This window comes from Tolypothrix bouteillei VB521301, from assembly GCF_000760695.4.
In the GTDB taxonomy this organism is placed as follows: domain Bacteria; phylum Cyanobacteriota; class Cyanobacteriia; order Cyanobacteriales; family Nostocaceae; genus Scytonema; species Scytonema bouteillei_A.
This window is the reverse complement of sequence record NZ_JHEG04000001.1, coordinates 968,442-989,656: the sequence shown is the minus strand read 5'-3', so window position 1 is coordinate 989,656 and position 21,215 is coordinate 968,442. Positions and strand designations below refer to the sequence as shown.

Below are 21,215 nucleotides of genomic sequence, written 5' to 3'. Positions count from 1 at the left end.
AAATGCTAATGGCTAATAGCTAATGGCTAATGGCCATTAGCTATTGGTATTAATATCCTCCAGGTTTAGCTAAATTTTTAAATTTGGTAAATTGTGGGTCAAATAACAGTTTGACGGTACCTGTTGGACCATTCCGATGTTTGGCTATGATGACTTCAGCAATTCCGCGCTCGGGGCTGTCACTGTTATAGTATTCATCCCTATACAGCATTATGACTAAATCCGCATCTTGTTCGATCGAACCCGATTCTCTTAAATCGGATAACATTGGTCGCTTGTTGGTGCGCGACTCTACTCCTCTGCTAAGCTGAGATAAAGCAATGATGGGAACAGATAATTCACGTGCTAAACCTTTGATGCTGCGGGTAATTCTTGATAATTCTTGTACGCGATTATCACCGGCTCCTTCCATCAACTGCAAGTAATCTATAACAATCAGTCCCAGTTCGGAACCTATTTCTGCTTGCAAGCGCCGTGCCTGACTCCGCATCTCTGTAACTGTAATATTGGGAGTATCGTCAATATAAATTGGCATCTCCGTGAGCGTACTAATAGCACGGCTTAAAGGTTCCCATTGTGTCTGGCTAATTCGTCCGCTTCGCAAGTAACCACTTTCAATTCCTGCTTCGCTGGCTAGTAACCTTTGCACGAGTTGCTCTTTCGACATTTCTAAACTAAAGACTGCAACTGGTAATTTATATGAAGCTGCAACGTTGTGAGCCAAGTTTAGACAGAACGCAGTATTGTGAACACAAATATCATTGGCTACAAAATTGTGGGTATCGGGAATTGTTAAATCGTAAACTTGTTTATAACCTATAAGTTCTATAGAAACGATTGTATCCCAATAAACATCTCCTGTTGTTAAATGCTGTAATGACAAATCTTTTAATGCGGTTGCTAAAGTAAAAAGCCGATCGCTTGATGGTGTAAATTTCCCAAACTGAATATTTGTATATCCTTTAATTTCTACACTTTGAATTAAATCTAACCAAGTGTTTTTACCTTGAGTTGCTGCTATTTCCTTGTCTATTGCAACTGGAACAAGGCTACAATCTGTTTGATATTGCTTCGTTATTAAAGCAGCTTGTACTTGTGCTAAATTTGTTTCTTTACTAAAGATCCCAATATCTGAAATAAAATTTTTGATTGAATTGTCATCAGTAATATCCAATCGCCAAGCTAATTTACTAGTATCTTTACATTTGATATTTTCCTGCTTAAAAGTTGCAATAACACCAAATCTTAAGAGTAGGTGTTGTATTTGTCTTGCTAGTTTTTTGCTAACAGTGCAATAACCTACTTGTGGTTGACCGTTTGCCAAAACAGTTGCCCATCCATCTGTTGCAAAGAGACGGTTGAGGAATAAAGCAATTTGCGATCGCTCTAGTTGAAACACAAAAGCGGGAATTGTCTTTGTGTTAGCTTCTTTGCTCCACAATCCTAACTTTTTCAACCATTTAGCAAGAGAATTTTTTTGTTCTTGAGTTCTTGCTGTATGCGATTGTGATAAAGCTTCGAAACAATTTTCTTCGCAAATTTTTAATTGAGTAGAAAAGCTAGTAACTGCATGGATAAAGTCTTGTTGAATGAGAGGATTGGGATGCGTAAATTCCAATGTATGGCCTGTTAAGCAACTATTTCCTATAAAGTAAGCTAACAATTTAACTTCACATTCACGAACTTTCTTTGTCCCAAATATATTAATTTTGCGAGGAACAGCAATTCTAGTTCCTACAGTCAGTTCTGAAAGGGGGTACCATCCATCAATGGTTAAATAGGGATGAGTCATTGTAGTCTCAACAAACCGCCCCAATTGAGTTGTAACGCGAAAAATCGGTTTAATTCCGTCATCAATAAATGCTGATGGTTGAGTTATCTGGAGTTTCCAATCATCCGTTAAAGTTAACAATTCTGCTTGAGAATGGCGATAAATTTCTTCAATAGTAGAAATTGAACCATCTGCTAATACGATTTCTGTATCATAGGCGACACACTTACCCATAGACGGACGCCCTGCAACAATAATTAGATCGGAACGCTGAAAACCACTGGTTAATGCATCTAAGTCATAAAAACCACAGGGAATTCCCGGTAAGGCGATTCCTTGATTGCGAGTTTCTATATCTTGAAAGGCATTAATTAACGTGTCCTCAATATGAACTAAACCCACTTGGGGACGTTCTTGGGTAACGTTAAAAACTTTTTGTTCTGCTTGGTCGAGAACAACGGGTAGTTCGGTGTCTGTCTGAAAACCCAGTTGTACGATGTCATTACCTGCTTTTATCAGCTGACGCCGCAGGAATTTTTCCATGACTAACTCTGCTAAAGCATCAATGTTAACGGCTGACACCGTGCGGTCTACCAGCGTAGTAAGTTTATTTCTTCCACCAACACGGGTTAACATATCGTGGTCATTGAGCCAGTTGATCGCCGCAAGTAAGTCAGTGGGTTTTCCTTGATTGTGGAGGCGTAATGTAGCTTGATAAATATCTTTATGAGCACTGATATAAAAAGCTTCTGGGACGAGGCGATCGCGCACCCTGCTAATTGCTTCTGGATCTAGCAGTATACCGCCCAGTATCGCTTCTTCTGCCTCTATATTTTGGGGCGGGAGGCGATCCATGCCATTGCCTTGAAAGTTAAGTTCTTCTGACATAAAAGAATTTGTTTAAAGCTTTTCAATACAAATGAACTATTACTCTTATAAACCAAAATTTGTCCGTCTAATAAAAAGACGTTGCAACGCAACGTCTCTTTACAATACGCATATTTTTTTACAAAAAATTGATTTTCTGCCCGACTTAGCTAGCTACCACTTCAATGTTGACTTTCGCTGTTACGTCTGTAAACAACTTGATGTCAGCTTCATAACTACCTAACTTGCTGATATCTGGTATCGTGATACCACGACGATCCACTTCCAGCCCTGTAATTTGTTTAATAACATCTGCGACTTCTTGAGTGGTCACAGTACCGAAAATCGCTTCACCTTCACCAACCTGTTTGGCGATGTTAAAGCTACCAGCTTTTTCTATGGTTGCTTTTTGCTCTTGAGCTTGTTGCTTCAGTTCCAGTTGTTTCTGACGTTCTAGCTCGCGCCGACGCTCAACTTGCTTCAAAATTCCAGGGGTTGCTTGAGTAGCTAATTTTCTAGGAACCAGGTAGTTCCGAGCATAGCCAGGAGCGACTTCTACTAGATCGCCGGATCTTCCCAGCTTGCTGACGTCTTGAGTTAAGACTAACTGTATGCGTTTCGCCATCTTTGTTCTTGTTTCTCTACTGTCTTTAAAATATTAATCGCTTGAGCTTCGTACTGCGATCGCTTACATCGTAGCTGTATCCTGAGAAGCAAGAGCGTTTATCATCAAACCTAAAGATCATAGCGAAAAATTGGTACGATCGCAACTTTTTTTAGCTAATGGCTAATAGCTAATAGCTAATGGTTTTGTAGCAATTAGCCGTTAGCCCTATCTCCTTACGGAGACGCTATGTGCAAGGCACACGCTTCGCGAACGCGAACGGGTTCGCCATTAGCTAAAATTGGTCTTTCATTCCCCTCAACCGCGCAAAGGTTTGTACGGGGTCGTAACTGTTTACGGATGATTGTAATGTTGGCTGCTCCCAACGTAAAAAGGGATTTGTACGCTTTTCGACTCCCAGTAATGAAGGAACCGTAGCTTCTCCTTGATTGCGGAAAGCTTTGACTTCTTCAAAGCGGTTTTGTAAGTCAATGTTGCTTGCATCGACAGTTAGGGCAAATTGCAAATTTTTCAAAGTGTATTCGTGAGCGCACCAAACACGGGTATTGTCCGGTAACAGGCGAAGTTTGCCTAAGGAGTCTACCATTTGTGTTGGTGTCCCCTCAAATAAACGTCCGCAACCACCAGCAAATAGAGTATCCCCACAGAATAACTCTCCTGGTTCACTGGAGTTTTTAGGAGCAAAGTAGTAGGCAATATGAGCTCGGGTATGTCCGGGAACGAACAGCACCTCCGCTTCTCGATCTGCAAATTGTACGCGATCGCCTTCCCGCAAAAATACCTTTTGTCCCGGTATTCTACCGTTATCTTCGGCTCCACCATAAACCGTTAATTGGGGAAATTTTTGAATCAGTTCCCGATTCCCTCCTACATGGTCGTGATGGTGGTGCGTGTTAAAAATAGCTACTAACTCAGCTTTTAGTTCTTTCAGTTTCCTAAAAACTGGTTCTGTTTCAGCTGGATCGACAACAGCCGCTATGTTTTGCTTTGGAGCGTGCAGCAAAAAAATGTAATTGTCTGAAAGTGCCTCAAGACGGAACACTTGCATCTGGTTCACCTCAGTTAAAAATAATAACTACCGAAATTGTACTGAATTTTAATTTTCACTGCTCCGACTTTCTATAATTTTTCCGTGTAATCACTCTTAGCTCTGAGTAAAAATAACGTTATATTTTTGGGTAAATTGTTAATCCTATTCCTTTAATAATATTTCCTGTCAATATTTTCTTTTTAATGAAATAGTAGCTGGATGTCATTGAATTTTAAGCTCGAATTTCAATAGCAAAAAATCTTTGCGAGAGAACTAAAATATTATGCTTGTCCTAAAAAATAAAACTCAATTTAAAGTTTCAATATTGGTTAGCGATTTATCAAGTGCTGGAGCTGGAAGGTGGGGAGGTGCCGTCCGTTCGTTTTTGCTAGCTCAAGCACTTCAAAAACTTCAATACCAAGTAGAAATTTTAGGATTTGATTTTGGGAGCGAACCGGGGACAAACCCTCAATCTGAAATACCTGTTTATAAATTAACTGCTCACAATTATCCAAAATTTCTGGGTGAAGCCTCTCAACTTTTAAAAAAAGTTGACGGTGATATTATTTATGCTATGCGACCGAAAACAACAACATTCGGTTTGTCTATGTTGAAAAAACTAAGCAGTCAACGACCTATTATTTTAGATATAGACGACTGGGAACTGAGTTGGTATGGTGGAGAAAAATGGCAATATCACCCTTCCCCCAAGCAATTTGCTAGAGACCTTTTTAAACAGAATGGTGCCTTGCGAAATCCCGATCACCCGTTTTATTTGAAATGGATGGAAAACATGGTCGGTCGCGCTGATGCTGTCACCATTCACACTCAATTCTTAAAAGCGAAATTTGGAGGCGTTTACGTCCCTAATGGGAAAGATACAAATCTTTTTAATCCAGAAAAATATAATGCAGAGGAAAGTAGAGCACGTTACGGGCTTTCTAAATACCGTATTTTAATGTTTCCTGGTGCCCCAAGACCATACAAAGGTGTTGAAGATGTTTTAATGGCGCTAGATATACTAAATGAACCAGATTTAAGGCTGGTGATTGTGGGTGGTAGTCCCTATGATGACTACGATTCTCAACTGATAGAACGTTGGGGACGTTGGATTATCCAGTTACCTAAATCTCCACCTACAGCCATGCCTGAAATTGTTTCAGCAGCCCACGTCATTGTTGTACCGCAACGAAATACTCCAGCTGCTTTGGCTCAGTTTCCACTAAAAATCACAGATGGTATGTCGATGGCCAAGCCTATTTTAGCAACACGAGTGGGAGATATTCCGGAAATTTTAGGTGATACTGGCTATCTTGTCGATCCCAGTTGCCCGGAACAAGTAGCTGACAAGATTCAATGGATATTCAATCATCTGGAAGAAGCTCAGGAAAAAGGAAAGTTAGCTAGAAAAAAATGTGTTGATTTCTACAGCATTGATGCAATGGCAGGGATACTATCACAGATGCTTCAAAAGTTATAAGAAGTATATCAAATCCGTTTTTACGGAACGAAAAAACTAGTGAAGTTTCGACATGAAGTAATGGATATCTACTAAATCATTCCTTATTTAAAAACTATGTTAATGAAAAAACTAATAATTTATTTTGCAAAAAAATATCCATTTTTGATTGTCTGGACTATCATATTGGGTTTCTCTGGAGCTTTATTTAATGGTGTCAGTACTGCTTTAATCGCACCAGTTATTCTAAAGATTGTCGGACAAGAAGTTGATTTAACAAATGCTCCTTCCATTCTCAAAGCTGTTATGTCTCCTTTTGATAATGTTCCCGAGCATTATCGTATATCAGTGATGGCAGGAGCTATTATATTGACAATTATTCTAAAAAATTTAACAGGTTATATCAGTACTTTAACTTCAAGCGATCTAAAGCGCAAGCTGACCTCAGATTTACGAAAAATAGGTTTGAAGCTATTACTGGAAATTGATATTGATTATTACACAAAAATGAAACTTGGTGATTTAATGAATCGGTTTAATGGGGAAATTCCTCGTGCCGCTACTTCTATAAGTCATGGAGTTAAATTAATAATACTTGTCATTACTATTTTAGTATTCTTAGCTTTGTTACTTTCTATTTCATGGCAATTGACAATTTGCTCTACTTTTTTGCTTTCTTTGGTAACTTTAGCCAATCAACCTTTTATTTCTCGCACAAAAGATTTTGGTAACCTGCTGACGGATTCGTCAAAAATGCTAACCAATGTCATGATCGAAACACTTAGCGGAATTCGTCTGGTTAAGGCAACTGCTAATGAAGAAAGAACATATCAAAAGATTCATAACCTTATTGACAAGCGTGAAGTAGCTGATTTTAAATCTCAGCTTTATTCTGAGGCAATTACACCCACTAGTGAAGTCATAGGCATTATAGCTTTAATCTCAATTGTCTTCCTCGGTCGCATCTTTTTTGCAGATAAAATTACTGCACTATCAGCTATTCTTTTAACATATTTACTGGTATTACTCCGACTACTACCTATTATTTCACACTTAAATATTCTTCGCAGTAGCTTTGCTAGTAATGCAGCTAGCGTGGATGCCGTACTTGATTTTTTAAGTGAGGATGGTAAGCCGTTAATGCTTAACGGTAAAGCCAAATTTACAAAACTACAGGAAGGAATCCATTTTAAACAACTATCCTTTGCTTACACCGATCGCGACAAATTAGTGCTTAAGGATGTGGATTTGTATCTTCCACACGGCACAACTCTCGCTTTAGTAGGTAGTTCTGGAGCCGGTAAATCAACTTTAGTGGATCTCTTGCCGAGATTTTATGACCCAATTTCAGGCTGTATCACTATTGATGGTATCGATTTGCGCGACTTTGATATCAAGTCTTTGCGAAAGGCAATGGGTATCGTCAGTCAAGATACCTTTCTTTTTAATGACACGGTTTTGAATAATATTGCCTACGGACGCCCCGATGCAAATTATGAGGAAATTATTACCGCAGCAAAGCAGGCTAATGCTTATGAGTTTATTATCAAATTGCCACAGGGATTTGAAACCCCTATTGGCGATCGCGGTGTGATGTTGTCTGGGGGACAAAGACAAAGATTAGCCATTGCACGCGCACTCCTGCAAGATCCAGAAATTCTCATACTAGATGAAGCAACAAGTGCATTGGACACGGTTTCCGAACGTTTAGTACAAACAGCAATTGACGATCTCAGTCGCGATCGCACAACATTAGTGATTGCTCACCGTCTTTCCACAGTGCAAAAAGCTCATCAGATTGCTGTGATGGAACAAGGACAGGTTGTAGAACTGGGAACTCATGAAGAACTTTTACGCAAGGGAGGTCACTACGCTCGCCTCTACTCGATGCAATTTAGCGACCAAGCACAAGCTCAAATCGCTCGGAATGAAAAGTTAAACCATGTTGCGAGTGAAGTGCGAACGAGGCTAAATTCTATGATCGGTCACTTGCACTTATTACTAGATGAGACTCCAAAAGAATCTCAACAGAGACAGGAATTTATTGAAAAATCCTACAACTTAGCTGTTGAAATTCTCAAAAGTTTGGAATCTTTTGAGGATAGTGTTAAGCTACAAATGAGTTTGAACCAAATGTTTTTTACAGACAAAGCAAGCTCTAATACTCAGCATGAAACTTTAATTTACATTTCTCATGAAATTCGAGTTCGTCTCAATCCCATCCTTGGTTTTTTGCGTTTGCTTGCAGATGGTTTTGTAGATAATCCTGAAGAAGAAAATGAATTAATTCAAGGTTCTTATTATTCTGCTATAGATTTATTAAATAGTATGAATATCTTTGAAAGTAGCGTAAAAATTTCTTAAAAAATAAAATTAGAAAGTTCTGGACTTTTGAGACATGAAAAAGATAGCAATTTATTACCCCTATTTTACAGGTGGTGGAGCGGAAGCAGTAGCTTTATGGATTTTGCAAGCATTAAAAGAGAAATACGATCTAACATTATTTGTTATTGGAGATGTTAATTTTGAAAAACTAAATTCTCTTTATGGAACAAGTTTATCAAAACAAAATATAAAAGTTATAACTTTTGTTCCAAGTTATCTAACTGATGTTTGTTATTTTATGATGGCAAATAGCAATCAGATAAGAATGATATTTTTACATTTGTTACTACGTTTCTTTAAGCAGAATTGCGAGAATTACGATCTTGTTATGTCTGCGTATAATGCCATGGATCTTGGTAAGTCAGGAATTCAATATATACATTGGATTAAAGTTGTTGAAGGAACACCTTTTCATCACAAGATTTCAAAGTTTTCTGAAATACAGTTAGCCAAAAATCTTTCTTTAACAAATTCTTATTGCGTTGCAACTGCTGCTAAAGAAACCTATGGTGTTGATACTAGAGTCGTCTTTCCCCCTGTTGTGATGGATAGTTCAAACGTAGCTTGGAGTGACAAGGAAGACGCTTTTATTTGTAGTGGTAGGCTTGTGAAAGCTAAAGAGCCTCATAAAGTAATTCAAATCCTTAAAAAAGTTCGAGAACAAGGCTTTGATATTAAATTACACATTACAGGTGGAGGTGGTGGAGTATATCAATGGCAATACAATCGTTTAATCAGAAAGATGGTTGCAGAAAATTCATCTTGGATTACTTTGTATGAAAATCTTCCATACAAAGATTATATTCAAGTTCTAGCTAAATGTAAGTACGGTATTCACTTTAAGAAAGAACCATTTGGTATTTCTATTGCTGAAATGGTGAAAGCAGGTGCTATTCCCTTTGTTAGAAGTGTAGGTGGACAGATCGAAGTTGTAGGTCAGCACAATGAAGAATTATTTTTTAATAATGAAGAGGAAGCTGTAGATAAAATTATTGCTGTTTTGAAGAATTCTACCACTCAAAACAAGCTCATTCAATCTTTGACAGAACAAAAAACTTTATTCTCGACTCATAAATTTATGTCTGAGATTAATGATGTTGTTGATTCCTACTTTGATAAACAGTTAAACACGAGTAAATTAGAAAAATTACCTGTTATAAATTCACAGATATGAGTAAGGCACTTAACAAGAAAAACATAACTGTGTAATGCTTTGGTAAAAGCTTGGTAAACGTTACATACCCGAGGTGACTTAACAAGTTCTTCGAGATTATGCCAAGCAAGTTAGCCATAAAATCCTTCGACTACTATTGCAAGAATTTAACTTGGGATGCTTTGATACAAACATTGATTTCGGAAATGAAAGCGCTGATTTGAGCCAAGCTTTGAGTTTTAGGTAGAGCGGACTCATAACATTTGCTTGCACCGCCTCTAGAAAATAAGAATTTTCAATTATCAAACACTTTTGTTCTCCTTAAAGAGCAAGCGTCGTCAGCAAGCAATACCTCTAACGGGCTAAAGTGGTGCTGTTTTCCACTTCTCCTCGTCCATTTCTATAGTAGTTAATTTCCTTTACGAACTTGTTTCATACCTAGTTTAAGTTTGTGGGTGTATGTACATCAGCAAATTGTTACAACTTATACTGCTAAAATTGCGATCGCAAACCAACCGGAATTTAATGCTGCTTTCTGGTTTGTACGAGGGCTATGGAACAATGAGTTTGTGAAAGTTACGTAGTTATTATAATGTTTTATTTTTGACTCTTTAAGCAGATTTTGCTTTGGTTACCAAACACTAAGATAAGTAATATTACAGAGCGCGGAATGTGAATATTCTGTGTTGACCTCTCATTGTTAAGACAGTCAATGACTTAATTAATTTATAATGAACCTGTTTCTGGTTTCTCTGTATATCTCCGGATACTGGTAGATACTGCTTGAACCAGTTGCAATGAGGATTGGCTAAAACACAAGAGATCTGAATTTATGACTCCACTTGTTTCTATAGTTGTCACTTGCTTTAACCAAGCATGCTACTTAGAACGCTCAGTGCAAAGCGTACTTTCACAAACGTTCACTGACCTTGAATGCATTATTGTGGATGATGGGTCAACGGATGGTACTAGAGAGGTAGCTCAAGGGTTCCAGAGTCGGGATTCACGTGTGAGTTACTTCTATAAAGAAAATGGCGGAGTTTCTTCAGCTCGTAATTGTGGTTTTAGACAAGCAAAGGGCGAGTGGATTCAGTTTTTAGATTCAGATGATTGGATTGATGAAGCTAAAATTAGCTCTCAATTAAGCTGCTTAAGTAGTGTAGCAGGAGAAAATACTGTATTCTATACAGACTATGAACGTGTCTTTTTAGATAAAGAAGGCAATATTACAAATAGGATTGAAAATAGAGTTGGTTCTCTAACAAGCGAGCAATTGATTCAACGATTGTTGATCCCCGATTTTTTAGCTAATTCCCCATTTCCCCTCCTTCAGCAGTGTTTGCTGATGCATAGAAGCATTTTTCATCACAAAATGTTTGATGAACGACTTAAAGCTCTCCAAGATCGAGATTTTTGCTTGGATTTACTTTTAGCTGGAATTAATTTTGTCTATGTTCCCCTGGTAGGAGCTTTTTATACAAAACACCAGTCTAATCGAACAAATAATTGGTCTTATATGAAAGACTATTACATTCTGTTTTATGAGACAGTTTGTGGCAAGCATCAAGAGTTAATTCCTCTGTCTCAAAAGGGTGTAAGCTATTTGTTGAGAGAAGCAATTAGGGAAAAGGAGAAAAATAATTTTGACAGACTGCTTAAATTGATACATCTTCCCTTCTATTTGCTAGATAGTAACACAATTAAGATTAATAGTCTCTATATTCTCAAGCTCATTTATAACCTCAGAGTAATAACTCCAAGCTTCTTAATATATGAAAAATATAGAGGACCGCGCTCTAAAAAAATTATCTCCATCTTTGCCAAATTAACAAATTGGCATAAAAGATCGGATCGTAGTTATGTTAGCGGTCAGTAAGAAATTAAGAGTATTGTTTAAAAGTAAGTGAGATTATAGTGGCACCTAAAGTTTCATTAGTTGTTAGCGATTTATCTGAAGGTGGGAGTGTTAGAGCATTCTTGCTAGCTCAAGTTCTGCAAAAGTTAGACTATCAGGTAGAAATTGTCGGCTTTCTCTTTGGTCAAGATTTGTATGTTATACCACCATCTGGCATTCCAGTCATTTCTGTTACGGGCAAAAATTATCCCAACTTTTTTGGCTCGGCTAGAAAACTTTTACAAAAACTAGATGGCGATATTATTTATGCAGTGAAACCCAAGCCTGCAAGTTTTGGTCTGTCTCTCATTAAAAAAATGAGCAACAATCGCCCGCTACTTTTAGATATGGATGATTGGGAACTGAGCTGGCATGGAGGTTTTGATTGGAAGTATCGCCCAACCCCGATACAATTATATAGAGATATTTGTAAGAAAAATGGAGCATTGAGGTTTCCCAACCATCCACTGTATGTCAGTTGGCTGGAAAATTTGGTTAAAAAGGCGGATGCAATCACGATAGACACTCAATTTCTGCAAGACCGATTTGGTGGTGTTTACGTCCCTAATGGAAAAGATACTATAATGTTCGACCCCAGTCTATATGACCCTGAGGTTAGCAGAAAGCGTTACGGTCTTTCTGAGTATCGCATTCTCATGTTTCCAGGCGCACCGCGACCCCATAAAGGTGTTGAAGATGTGTTAATAGCATTAGATCTGCTGAATCAACCAGATTTGAGACTTGTTCTTGTAGGTAGCAATCCTTATGATGACTATGATGACAAACTTATTGAAAAATGGGGGCGTTGGATTATCAAGCTACCTAAAAAACCTGTCGCGATTATGCCAGAGGTTGTATCAGCTGCTCACGTTTTAGTTGTTCCCCAACGAGATACGATAATTGCTCAAGCTCAATTTCCTTTGAAGTTAACAGATGGCATGGCAATGGCTAAACCTGTATTGTCCACTAGAGTGGGTGATATTCCGGAAATTTTGGGAGACACTGGTTATCTTGTCGATCCTGGCTGTCCAGAGCAAATTGCCGAGCAAATACAATTGATATTTGAGGATTTAGAAGCAGCGAACAAGCGAGGACAGAGAGCCAGAGACAGATGTATCAAATACTATAGTGTAGATGCTATGGCGTGTACTCTATCGCAAATCATTGCCGAAATTAAGGTTTAGACAGAATTGTTAGTTGCGGCAATAAGTTGTTGCTTATGTTATTCAATAAAAAGACCTACTCAAAACGCTCCATATTAACCAATCCGGTGCTTCTTAGATTTACCAGACCCTATCCTTGGTTGATTCTATTAACAATTCTTCTGGGATTTTCCGGAGCTTTATTTAATGGTGTGGGTACGATATTAATTGTGCCGGTTGTTCTGAAAATTGTAGGACAGACAGTTGATTTTGAAGGGTCGTCTCCCATTCTTCAAAAGATTACGCAGCCTTTTGATGAAGTACCGGAGGATTTCCGCCTGTTAATTATGGCTGGAGCGATTGTCTTCACAATTTTTTTAAAAAATGCAGCAACTTATGCTAGTACGTTAACATCCAGTTCTCTATCGCGCTTGCTCACTGCGGATATGCGCGAGGAAGGTTTAAAGGTATTACTAGATGTCGATCTAGAGTATTATACCAAGATGAAAGTTGGGGATTTAATCAACAGTCTGGGTGGAGAAGTTTCTCGTGCTGCTAGTGCTGTAGGTAACCTAACTAAAGTCGTTATACTCGTCATTACAATTTTAGTTTTTGTAGGATTGTTAGTCTCAATTTCTTGGCAGCTAACAATTGCTACAACAGTTTTATTATCTTTGGTTACGTTAATTAATCAATACGCTATTGCCCGTGCTAGAGATTTTGGGAAGTTGCTATCGGAAATGTCTAGGATTTATTCTTCGACTGTTCTAGAAATTCTGATGGGGATTCGCTTGGTAAAAGCAACGGGCAATGAAGAAAGAGAATTTCAAAAGCTCAAGAAGATTATTCGCGATCGCGAAAAAGCAGATTTTGAATCTCAAATTCACTCAGAACTAATTACACCAGTCAGTGAAATTACGGGTATATCGACTCTAATTCTGATTGCCTTTTTAAGTCGTACTTTTTTTGCTAACCAAATTGCTTCTCTTTCTGCTGTTCTTTTTACATATCTATTGCTCCTCCTACGGTTGTTACCAATTCTTTCTCAGTTAAATGCTCTTCGCAGTAGCTTTGCAAATTCTGCAAGTAGTGTTGACATTGCAACTAACTTTCTCCGACGTGATAACAAACCAATCATGGCTCGCGGGAAGGTGCGCTACTCAAAATTACAGGGTGGGGTGCATTTTAAGTGGATTTCCTTTTCTTACCCCGAGTATGAGAAGACAGTCTTAAAAGACATAGATTTATATTTACCACGCGGTACAACACTGGCGTTGGTAGGTGGTTCTGGTGCTGGTAAATCAACATTGGCAGATCTCTTACCGAGATTCTATGACCCTACTTCTGGCTGTATCACCATTGACGGCGTCGATTTACGCAATTTCGATCTCTCATCTTTGCGAAAAGCGATGGGAATCGTCAGCCAAGATACTTTTCTGTTTAATAACTCGGTGCGGTATAACATTGCTTACGGACGACCTGAAGCAACAGACGAGGACATTATGACCGCAGCTAAACGGGCAAATGCTTATGAGTTTATCTGTAAATTACCACAGGGATTTGAAACCTTGATTGGCGATCGCGGTGTTATGTTGTCTGGCGGACAAAGACAGCGTTTGGCAATAGCGCGTGCGTTGCTGCAAGATCCAGATATTCTTATTCTTGATGAAGCCACCAGTGCTTTGGATACTGTTTCCGAACGCTTAGTGCAAGCAGCAATAGATGATTTAAGTCGCGAACGTACAACCTTGGTAATTGCTCACCGTCTTTCAACGGTACAAAGAGCTCATCAAATTGCCGTGTTAGAACAGGGGTGCGTGGTAGAAGTGGGAACTCATGACGAACTTTTAAAAAAGGGTGGCTACTACTCTCGTTTGTACTCAATGCAATTTGCTTCTCAGGCTGAAGCAACAAGTCAGCCTTATCAAAGCGTAATTCGCCTTTCGCACGAACTCCGCAATCGGCTTAATTCTATGATTGGCTTGCTGCGCCTGCTGCTTGATGACATGGTAGAAAGTGTTCAAGAAAGGCAGGAATTAATTGAAGAATCATACAAATCAGCTGGCAAAATTCTCAATACAATTGACGTTTTTGACGATATTATTAACTTGCACGAGAACTGCCAATCAGCACTTTTGCTAGACAAAGAGCGTACTGACAGCATTGACAATCAAAATCTAAAGGGCATTTCTGATGAATTCCGCAGAAGTTTGAATTCCATGCTTGCTTCTTTGCGTTCTCTATCTGAAAGTAAAACATATACATCTAAGAAAAAACAACAAGAATTTATTCAAGATGCTTACCAAGCTGCCATGGGTTTAATAGACAATATCAAATCTTTAGAATCTCATGATTAAAATTTATGTTTTTAAAGGAAGTATCTATTTTCATAAAAAAATTAATAGGTCTTAGGATAAGGTCTGTCATTAGGTAGCAACCATAAAGAAAGGCAGAGTCAAAAATCAAGGAATTATAAGCTTTTGTAAAAGTCTTATAGACCGCTAACCGTGATTTTATAGGTACTACTAGTCATGAGAAGTTCTCAGTTAAGAAAACTGTATATTTTTTTTTCCGGATACTTGTCTTTTGAACCAGACAGCGCTCATGAAATTCATGATGTACTTTGTGCTAATGCAGCTGCTAGCTTAGGTTATGACTCAGTTTTAGTTTACCTCGATCGCAAAAATAAGTCCTTCAACCCAGCTGCGTGGATTTACCCTTTCCAACCTAAACAACCCGATGCTACGTTTGTAGAGTTCTATGACGTGGGCGAAAATCTCAAAGTAGCCCCACTACCAATACCTTGGTTTACCGAGCAACTTGCTAGGAGGTGGAATAACACTATTACACTAATATCAAAATATTACTTTCCATTTCATATTCTATCTCAAACAAAAATAGTACATACACGAGATTGGAATTTTGTGAGAATGGCAGTGAGAAACAAAGTGCCAACTATCTATGAGCGTCACTATTTTCAAGAAAATCAATTTGAACCAGAAATTGTCCGTAGTCCGTATTTTCAAATTGCCATAACCCAATCCGAGCCAATCAGACAAAGTCTTATTGAATGCGGTATGCCATCAGAAAAAGTTATATGGTTGCATAATGGTTCCGACCAAGCGTTTTTTATCAGACAATCTGACGCAGCAGAAGTATGGCGTAGAGAACTTCTGAATGGAGGACGCAAATATCTCGTTGTGTATTCTGGCGCTTTATATCGTTTTAAGGGAGTTGAACTTTTAATTGATGCTGCTAAAGAATTGCCAGAAATTCAGTTTGCAATTACAGGAGGAAAAGAATCACAAGTACAAGCTTATCAGAAGTTAGCTCGGGATAAGCAGGTAGAAAATGTTAAATTTTTAGGCTGGATCTTGCCACGCAAAAGATTAGTTAGCTTGTTTCAAGCTGCTGATATTTTGGCTCATCCTCATCTTTCTGGTAAAGAAGCAAATTTCACAAATCCGGTGAAATTTTTTCAGTACATGGCATCTGGAACTCCAATCACTGTCACTGAAATTCCACCTCTTATAGAATTTAAAGATAGCTCTTTAGTAGCTTGTTGGTGTGAACCAGATAACCCTCATACATTTGCTCAATCTATTCGGAGTACTTTAGAAAAATACCCGAGGAAATTAGAAGGATACGCAGACAATATAAATTTTGCCCGTCAGTATTCTTGGGAAAACCGAACCACACGAATTCTCAATTATGTTAATGAATCTTTTCGTCCCTCTAGATATATTTATTAAATTATGGCTAAAAAAATAGTAGGAATGCTGACTTCCTATTCTGCTATTAAAAATATTGATTGGCTTTGGCAGCAAACCCCTCACTCTTTTGGTCACTGGGACAACATCCAAATGTTGGCAAAACACCCAAAACCAGATTTTTTACTGATGTATCAGTTTGATTTTCCAGAACCACCTCAGCCGCAACCGTGGTTCAAGAACCTCCGACAAAAGCAGGCTGAAATGCCAGTAGATGTGAATTCTCTTTTGCGTGGTGTTCCTCAAGAGCGAATTATTTACTTACTCCGCGAACCTCCCCTAGATGAGGTTGTAGAAATCAATAAGAGAAATTATCAACAAGCCCAGAAGTATTGTGGTTATATCTCAGGTCCTGACGACTTTGCCCCGACACCTGATTATATGCCAGCTATTTGGTATCATAATGTTCCATTTCAGGTCTTGGATGAAATGCCTCCTATGGAAAAGGAGAAGCCTTGCAGTTGGATCACTTCTGGAATCAATCGTACAGCCAGCCACAGGCATCGTTTGGCTTTCTTGCAGTCTTTGCAGGACAGCGACGTGAAATTCGATTTATATGGACGTAACTTACCGACTTGGGCAAAAACACCAGGAGAACTTGGGAGTAAATGGTATGGAATGTCACCATATTATTACAATCTAGCAATAGAAAATTATGCTGAAAATGATTGGTATGTAAGTGAAAAACTTTGGGATGCTCTACTTGCATGGTGTTTGCCAATTTACTATGGTGGACCAGCCGCTGATAAGTTATTGCCACCCGATAGTTTCTTACGGTTGCCCAGCTTGGATGAAAAAGGAATCGCCTACATTAAAGAAGTTACATCTACCCCAGATGCTTGGTATGCAGCAAAGGACGCGATAAGAGAAGCCAGACAAATTATTCTCCACAAACTCAATTTGCTGAACTGGTTTTCAGAATATATTGCTAAATTCTCCTAATTAATTCTTAGCTATATGGATGGTATCTGCACTCTTGCTAATGACAGAGTCTACGATCAATTAGTTGCTTTACTTAATAGTATAGAAGCAATCTATGGACAAAGTATGCCAGTTTGTGTCTATCCCTATGACGATAGGACAACGCAAATTGCTACAGAAATTTCTCGTCGCCCCAACGTACAGCTTTACGACAATCAAGATTCAATTCAGCAATGGGATAGTTTTGTGCGTAATGTTTGGGATACTCACCCCACCGCACAAACTCATTGGCAGCAAATTGGTGGCGATAAGTATTACAGGGTTGGAACTCATCGGCGTTATGGTGCTTTTGATGGTCCTTTTGACCGTTTTGTTTACATGGATGCCGATACTCTATTAATGAATTCCCTCGAGCAAACTTTTACTCAGCTTGAGAAACATGACTGGGTCGTCTATGACTTTCAGTTTAAAGACTTATCTCATGTTTACAACACTTCATCAGCAAAATTAGCACAACTCTTCCCACTAGAACGTTTGCAGACGGAAACGTTTTGTTCTGGATTTTATGCCTCTAAAAAAGGCATATTTGATGTTCAGAAGCGTTTGTGGCTGTTGGAACAACTGCGTCAAGGCGAAGCAGAAGTTCTCTATGACATGGCTCCTGACCAAACAATTCTGAATTATATGGTCATGCGTTTAGGACTATCTAGCTACAATTTCGCAGTGCGCTTACCAAAAAGTGAAATAACAGGGTGTTGTGTAACATCCAAGCATTTTGAAGCTAAAGATAAGATTTTGTATGATAGGGGGAATCGCTTACTGTACGTTCATTACATTGGTTTGTCTTCTAGTATATTTAGCCGTCTGTGTGCTGGTGAAAATATTGATTTTCCTTATAGGGATATTTTCTTGCACTATCGCTACTTACATGAACCAGATAAGAAACCAAAGTTTACAACCAAACCAAAGTCTTACGACGCACAACCAAGTTTTGCAACAAGAATTTTAAGTAAATTAGGACTAACAAGTTGAGGAGAATTTTATGACTCGGGGAATTTATATTATTGCTAATGATAAGGTGACCGATCACGCGATCGCACTCCTAAACAGTATCCGGTTGCGCGATCGGGAAACACCAATCGTTATGATTCCATATGATGACAATTATCATAATATTGCAGATATTCTCAACAGACATTACGGCGTACAGCTTTATGAAGACCTAGATTTTATTGACAGACTATCAGTAAAATTACACGAGACCTTTGGTGGTAAGTTTTTCGCTCGTCCCAATCAATTCAGGAAGCAAGCCTGCTGGTTTGGACCATTTGACGAGTTTTTGTACATAGATACTGATATAGTTGTTTTTGAAAAAATTATTGATAACCTTAACTACTTAGCTGAGTACGACTTTATTTGTTGTGATTATCAGTATGCTGGGGGTATTAAAAATGTCTTTAATTCTACAGTTTTAGAAGCCAAGGTATTCAATGAGGGTGAAGTCAAGGATATTTTTAACGGAGGTTTTTGGGGTTCTAAGAAAAACTTAATCTCCGAACAAGATTTGTATGACGTGTTCACCGAGTGTGCTGCTCATCCAGAATATTTTGACTTCTCGCAAAAAACTTCCGACCAACCCATCATTAATTATATGCTTCTGAAGCGAATTCCACGCCGCTTCAATATTGTTCGCAGACCAGGAAAAGCACCAGGAAACTGGGGAGGAAGCCCTCATTTTCAAACACAGGCAGATATTCTGATTGACCCTTCAGTCAATCAACCCCTGCAGTATCTTCATTGGGCAGGTATTCGGATTGAGCCGGGTTGTCCTTACTGGGAAGTTTGGGAACATTATCGCAATCTGAATCCAGAGATGTCACCAGCAGTTTTTCCGTCTAAATCAAAGAAGAGTCTGTGGGAGAAAAAGGTAGACAACGTTATGAATCACCTACGGCACATTAAAGCTAAGCTTTAAGGATATTTTTATCTCCATACTCTGATTTTTTTGCTATGGTAGGCAAGTGTTGAAGGGAAAAGACCCAAAAGACACGCCGAACCAAGACACAATATATATAGATAAGTTTGAAAGCCTAAAAATTGTGAAAGCATTGAAACTGTTGCTGGATAAGGGTTAGGAGTAGAGTTATCTAGAGGTTCAAAAAAACTTCTGAAAAAACCTTGACAAAGTCAGATGTGGTTGTTACCTTAGATAAAGTGTGAAGCGAGAGAGAAACGCCCGCACAACCGAACCAAGATAAAGCAATAGTTTGAAAGCCAAGCAATTAAAGACCTCGTCAAAAAATTAAGTGGCGGTTTGTTACCCGCTCACAAAAGAAAAATAATAAGCCAAGAGGCTCGGACGCACTAGGGTGTGTCGGAGCAAGAACACTTCAAAACGGAGAGTTTGATCCTGGCTCAGGATGAACGCTGGCGGTATGCTTAACACATGCAAGTCGAACGGTCTCTTCGGAGATAGTGGCGGACGGGTGAGTAACGCGTGAGAATCTGGCTTCAGGTCCGGGACAACAGTTGGAAACGGCTGCTAATACCGGATGTGCCCATGGGTGAAAGGCTAGCTGCCTGGAGATGAGCTCGCGTCCGATTAGTTAGTTGGTGTGGTAAGAGCGCACCAAGACGGCGATCGGTAGCTGGTCTGAGAGGACGATCAGCCACACTGGAACTGAGACACGGTCCAGACTCCTACGGGAGGCAGCAGTGGGGAATTTTCCGCAATGGGCGAAAGCCTGACGGAGCAATACCGCGTGAGGGAGGAAGGCTCTTGGGTTGTAAACCTCTTTTCTCAGGGAATAATAAGTTGAAGGTACCTGAGGAATAAGCATCGGCTAACTCCGTGCCAGCAGCCGCGGTAATACGGAGGATGCAAGCGTTATCCGGAATGATTGGGCGTAAAGCGTCCGCAGGTGGTTTATCAAGTCTGCTGTCAAAGCGTCTGGCTTAACTAGATAAAGGCAGTGGAAACTGAGAGACTGGAGTATGGTAGGGGTAGAGGGAATTCCCGGTGTAGCGGTGAAATGCGTAGAGATCGGGAAGAACACCGGTGGCGAAAGCGCTCTGCTGGACCATAACTGACACTGAGGGACGAAAGCTAGGGGAGCGAATGGGATTAGATACCCCAGTAGTCCTAGCCGTAAACGATGGATACTAGGCGTTACGCGTATCGACCCGCGTAGTGCCGGAGCCAACGCGTTAAGTATCCCGCCTGGGGAGTACGCACGCAAGTGTGAAACTCAAAGGAATTGACGGGGGCCCGCACAAGCGGTGGAGTATGTGGTTTAATTCGATGCAACGCGAAGAACCTTACCAGGGCTTGACATGTCGCGAATCCCGATGAAAGTTGGGAGTGCCTTAGGGAGCGCGAACACAGGTGGTGCATGGCTGTCGTCAGCTCGTGTCGTGAGATGTTGGGTTAAGTCCCGCAACGAGCGCAACCCTCGTACTTAGTTGCCATCATTAAGTTGGGAACTCTAAGAAGACTGCCGGTGACAAACCGGAGGAAGGTGGGGATGACGTCAAGTCAGCATGCCCCTTACGTCCTGGGCTACACACGTACTACAATGCTGTGGACAGAGGGCAGCAAGCTAGTGATAGCAAGCAAATCTCACAAACCACGGCTCAGTTCAGATCGCAGGCTGCAACTCGCCTGCGTGAAGGTGGAATCGCTAGTAATTGCAGGTCAGCATACTGCAGTGAATTCGTTCCCGGGCCTTGTACACACCGCCCGTCACACCATGGAAGCTGGTAGTGCCCGAAGTCGTTACTCTAACCATTCGTGGAGGAGGATGCCGAAGGCAGGACTGGTGACTGGGGTGAAGTCGTAACAAGGTAGCCGTACCGGAAGGTGTGGCTGGATCACCTCCTTTTAGGGAGACCAACTAAATTATGAATGATAAATTATGAATGATGAAATTCACAATTCACACTTCATAATTCAGAATTCATAATTCAGAAATCCTAGGTCGTGCGAGGTAAAGAAAATTGGCTTTCAAACTAGTGTGGGTTCGGAAAAAAATGCCAAAGCATTGATGATTTGGGCACTTATCAATAGAAGAAATTCAGCAACTTGAAACCGCAAGGGAACAAGACTGCTGGAAATGTTCCAGCCAGAACCTTGAAAACTGCATAGAAAAGCGAAAGTAACTAAAAGCGAAAAGCTAATGGCTAATGGCTAATGGAAATT

13 protein-coding genes and 1 rRNA gene are annotated in these 21,215 nt (G+C 39.7%); 11 read left to right on the top strand and 3 right to left on the bottom strand.

The genetic code is table 11. The features are described 5' to 3' along the window. Nucleotides 1-49: 49 nt before the first annotated feature. From dnaB to gloB, 3 genes are all read right to left on the bottom strand, one after another. Entirely contained in the window at nt 50-2,659 is a 2,610-nt protein-coding gene (gene dnaB, locus HC643_RS03720) for a replicative DNA helicase (RefSeq protein ID WP_202048582.1), read from the bottom strand. 145 nt (nt 2,660-2,804) lie between these two features. After that, nucleotides 2,805-3,263: a 50S ribosomal protein L9 gene (gene rplI, locus HC643_RS03715; protein ID WP_038075569.1), complete on the bottom strand. Its 459-nt coding sequence runs from the start codon at nt 3,261-3,263 to the stop codon at nt 2,805-2,807. Between the two features lie 274 nt (nt 3,264-3,537). Beyond that, nucleotides 3,538-4,311, bottom strand: coding sequence for a hydroxyacylglutathione hydrolase (gloB, locus tag HC643_RS03710; RefSeq protein WP_038075572.1), 774 nt, complete (start codon nt 4,309-4,311; stop codon nt 3,538-3,540). A gap of 265 nt (nt 4,312-4,576) precedes the next feature. Here gloB and HC643_RS03705 point away from each other — a divergent pair, with 265 nt between their 5' ends. The 11 genes from HC643_RS03705 (at nt 4,577) to HC643_RS03655 (ending at nt 20,898) form a co-directional block, all read left to right on the top strand. Next, a complete protein-coding gene (locus tag HC643_RS03705; RefSeq protein ID WP_038075575.1) occupies nt 4,577-5,773 on the top strand; it encodes a glycosyltransferase family 4 protein in 1,197 nt (398 codons plus the stop codon). Between the two features lie 96 nt (nt 5,774-5,869). Then, a complete protein-coding gene (locus HC643_RS03700) occupies nt 5,870-8,116 on the top strand; it encodes an ABC transporter ATP-binding protein (RefSeq protein WP_038075578.1) in 2,247 nt (748 codons plus the stop codon). 34 nt (nt 8,117-8,150) lie between these two features. Next, nucleotides 8,151-9,311 (top strand): glycosyltransferase, encoded by a 1,161-nt coding sequence (locus HC643_RS03695; protein WP_038075581.1) that lies wholly within the window; start codon nt 8,151-8,153, stop codon nt 9,309-9,311. An 811-nt stretch (nt 9,312-10,122) separates the two neighbouring features. Further along, on the top strand, nt 10,123-11,166 hold the full coding sequence (locus HC643_RS03690) for a glycosyltransferase family 2 protein (RefSeq protein WP_038075583.1): 1,044 nt from the start codon (nt 10,123-10,125) through the stop codon (nt 11,164-11,166). A 38-nt stretch (nt 11,167-11,204) separates the two neighbouring features. Beyond that, nucleotides 11,205-12,368 (top strand): glycosyltransferase family 4 protein, encoded by a 1,164-nt coding sequence (locus HC643_RS03685; RefSeq protein ID WP_202048581.1) that lies wholly within the window; start codon nt 11,205-11,207, stop codon nt 12,366-12,368. A gap of 35 nt (nt 12,369-12,403) precedes the next feature. After that, on the top strand, nt 12,404-14,683 hold the full coding sequence (locus HC643_RS03680) for an ATP-binding cassette domain-containing protein (RefSeq protein WP_237265825.1): 2,280 nt from the start codon (nt 12,404-12,406) through the stop codon (nt 14,681-14,683). A gap of 174 nt (nt 14,684-14,857) precedes the next feature. After that, entirely contained in the window at nt 14,858-16,078 is a 1,221-nt protein-coding gene (locus tag HC643_RS03675) for a glycosyltransferase (RefSeq protein ID WP_038075588.1), read from the top strand. Between the two features lie 3 nt (nt 16,079-16,081). Beyond that, nucleotides 16,082-17,038 (top strand): glycosyltransferase family 10 domain-containing protein, encoded by a 957-nt coding sequence (locus HC643_RS03670; protein ID WP_038075591.1) that lies wholly within the window; start codon nt 16,082-16,084, stop codon nt 17,036-17,038. Between the two features lie 15 nt (nt 17,039-17,053). Next, nucleotides 17,054-18,049: an Npun_R2821/Npun_R2822 family protein gene (locus tag HC643_RS03665; protein ID WP_038075594.1), complete on the top strand. Its 996-nt coding sequence runs from the start codon at nt 17,054-17,056 to the stop codon at nt 18,047-18,049. Nucleotides 18,050-18,059: 10 nt separating this feature from the next. Beyond that, entirely contained in the window at nt 18,060-18,992 is a 933-nt protein-coding gene (locus tag HC643_RS03660; RefSeq protein ID WP_038075597.1) for an Npun_R2821/Npun_R2822 family protein, read from the top strand. A 417-nt stretch (nt 18,993-19,409) separates the two neighbouring features. Further along, nucleotides 19,410-20,898: ribosomal RNA gene (locus tag HC643_RS03655) — 16S ribosomal RNA — on the top strand. Nucleotides 20,899-21,215: the final 317 nt, after the last annotated feature.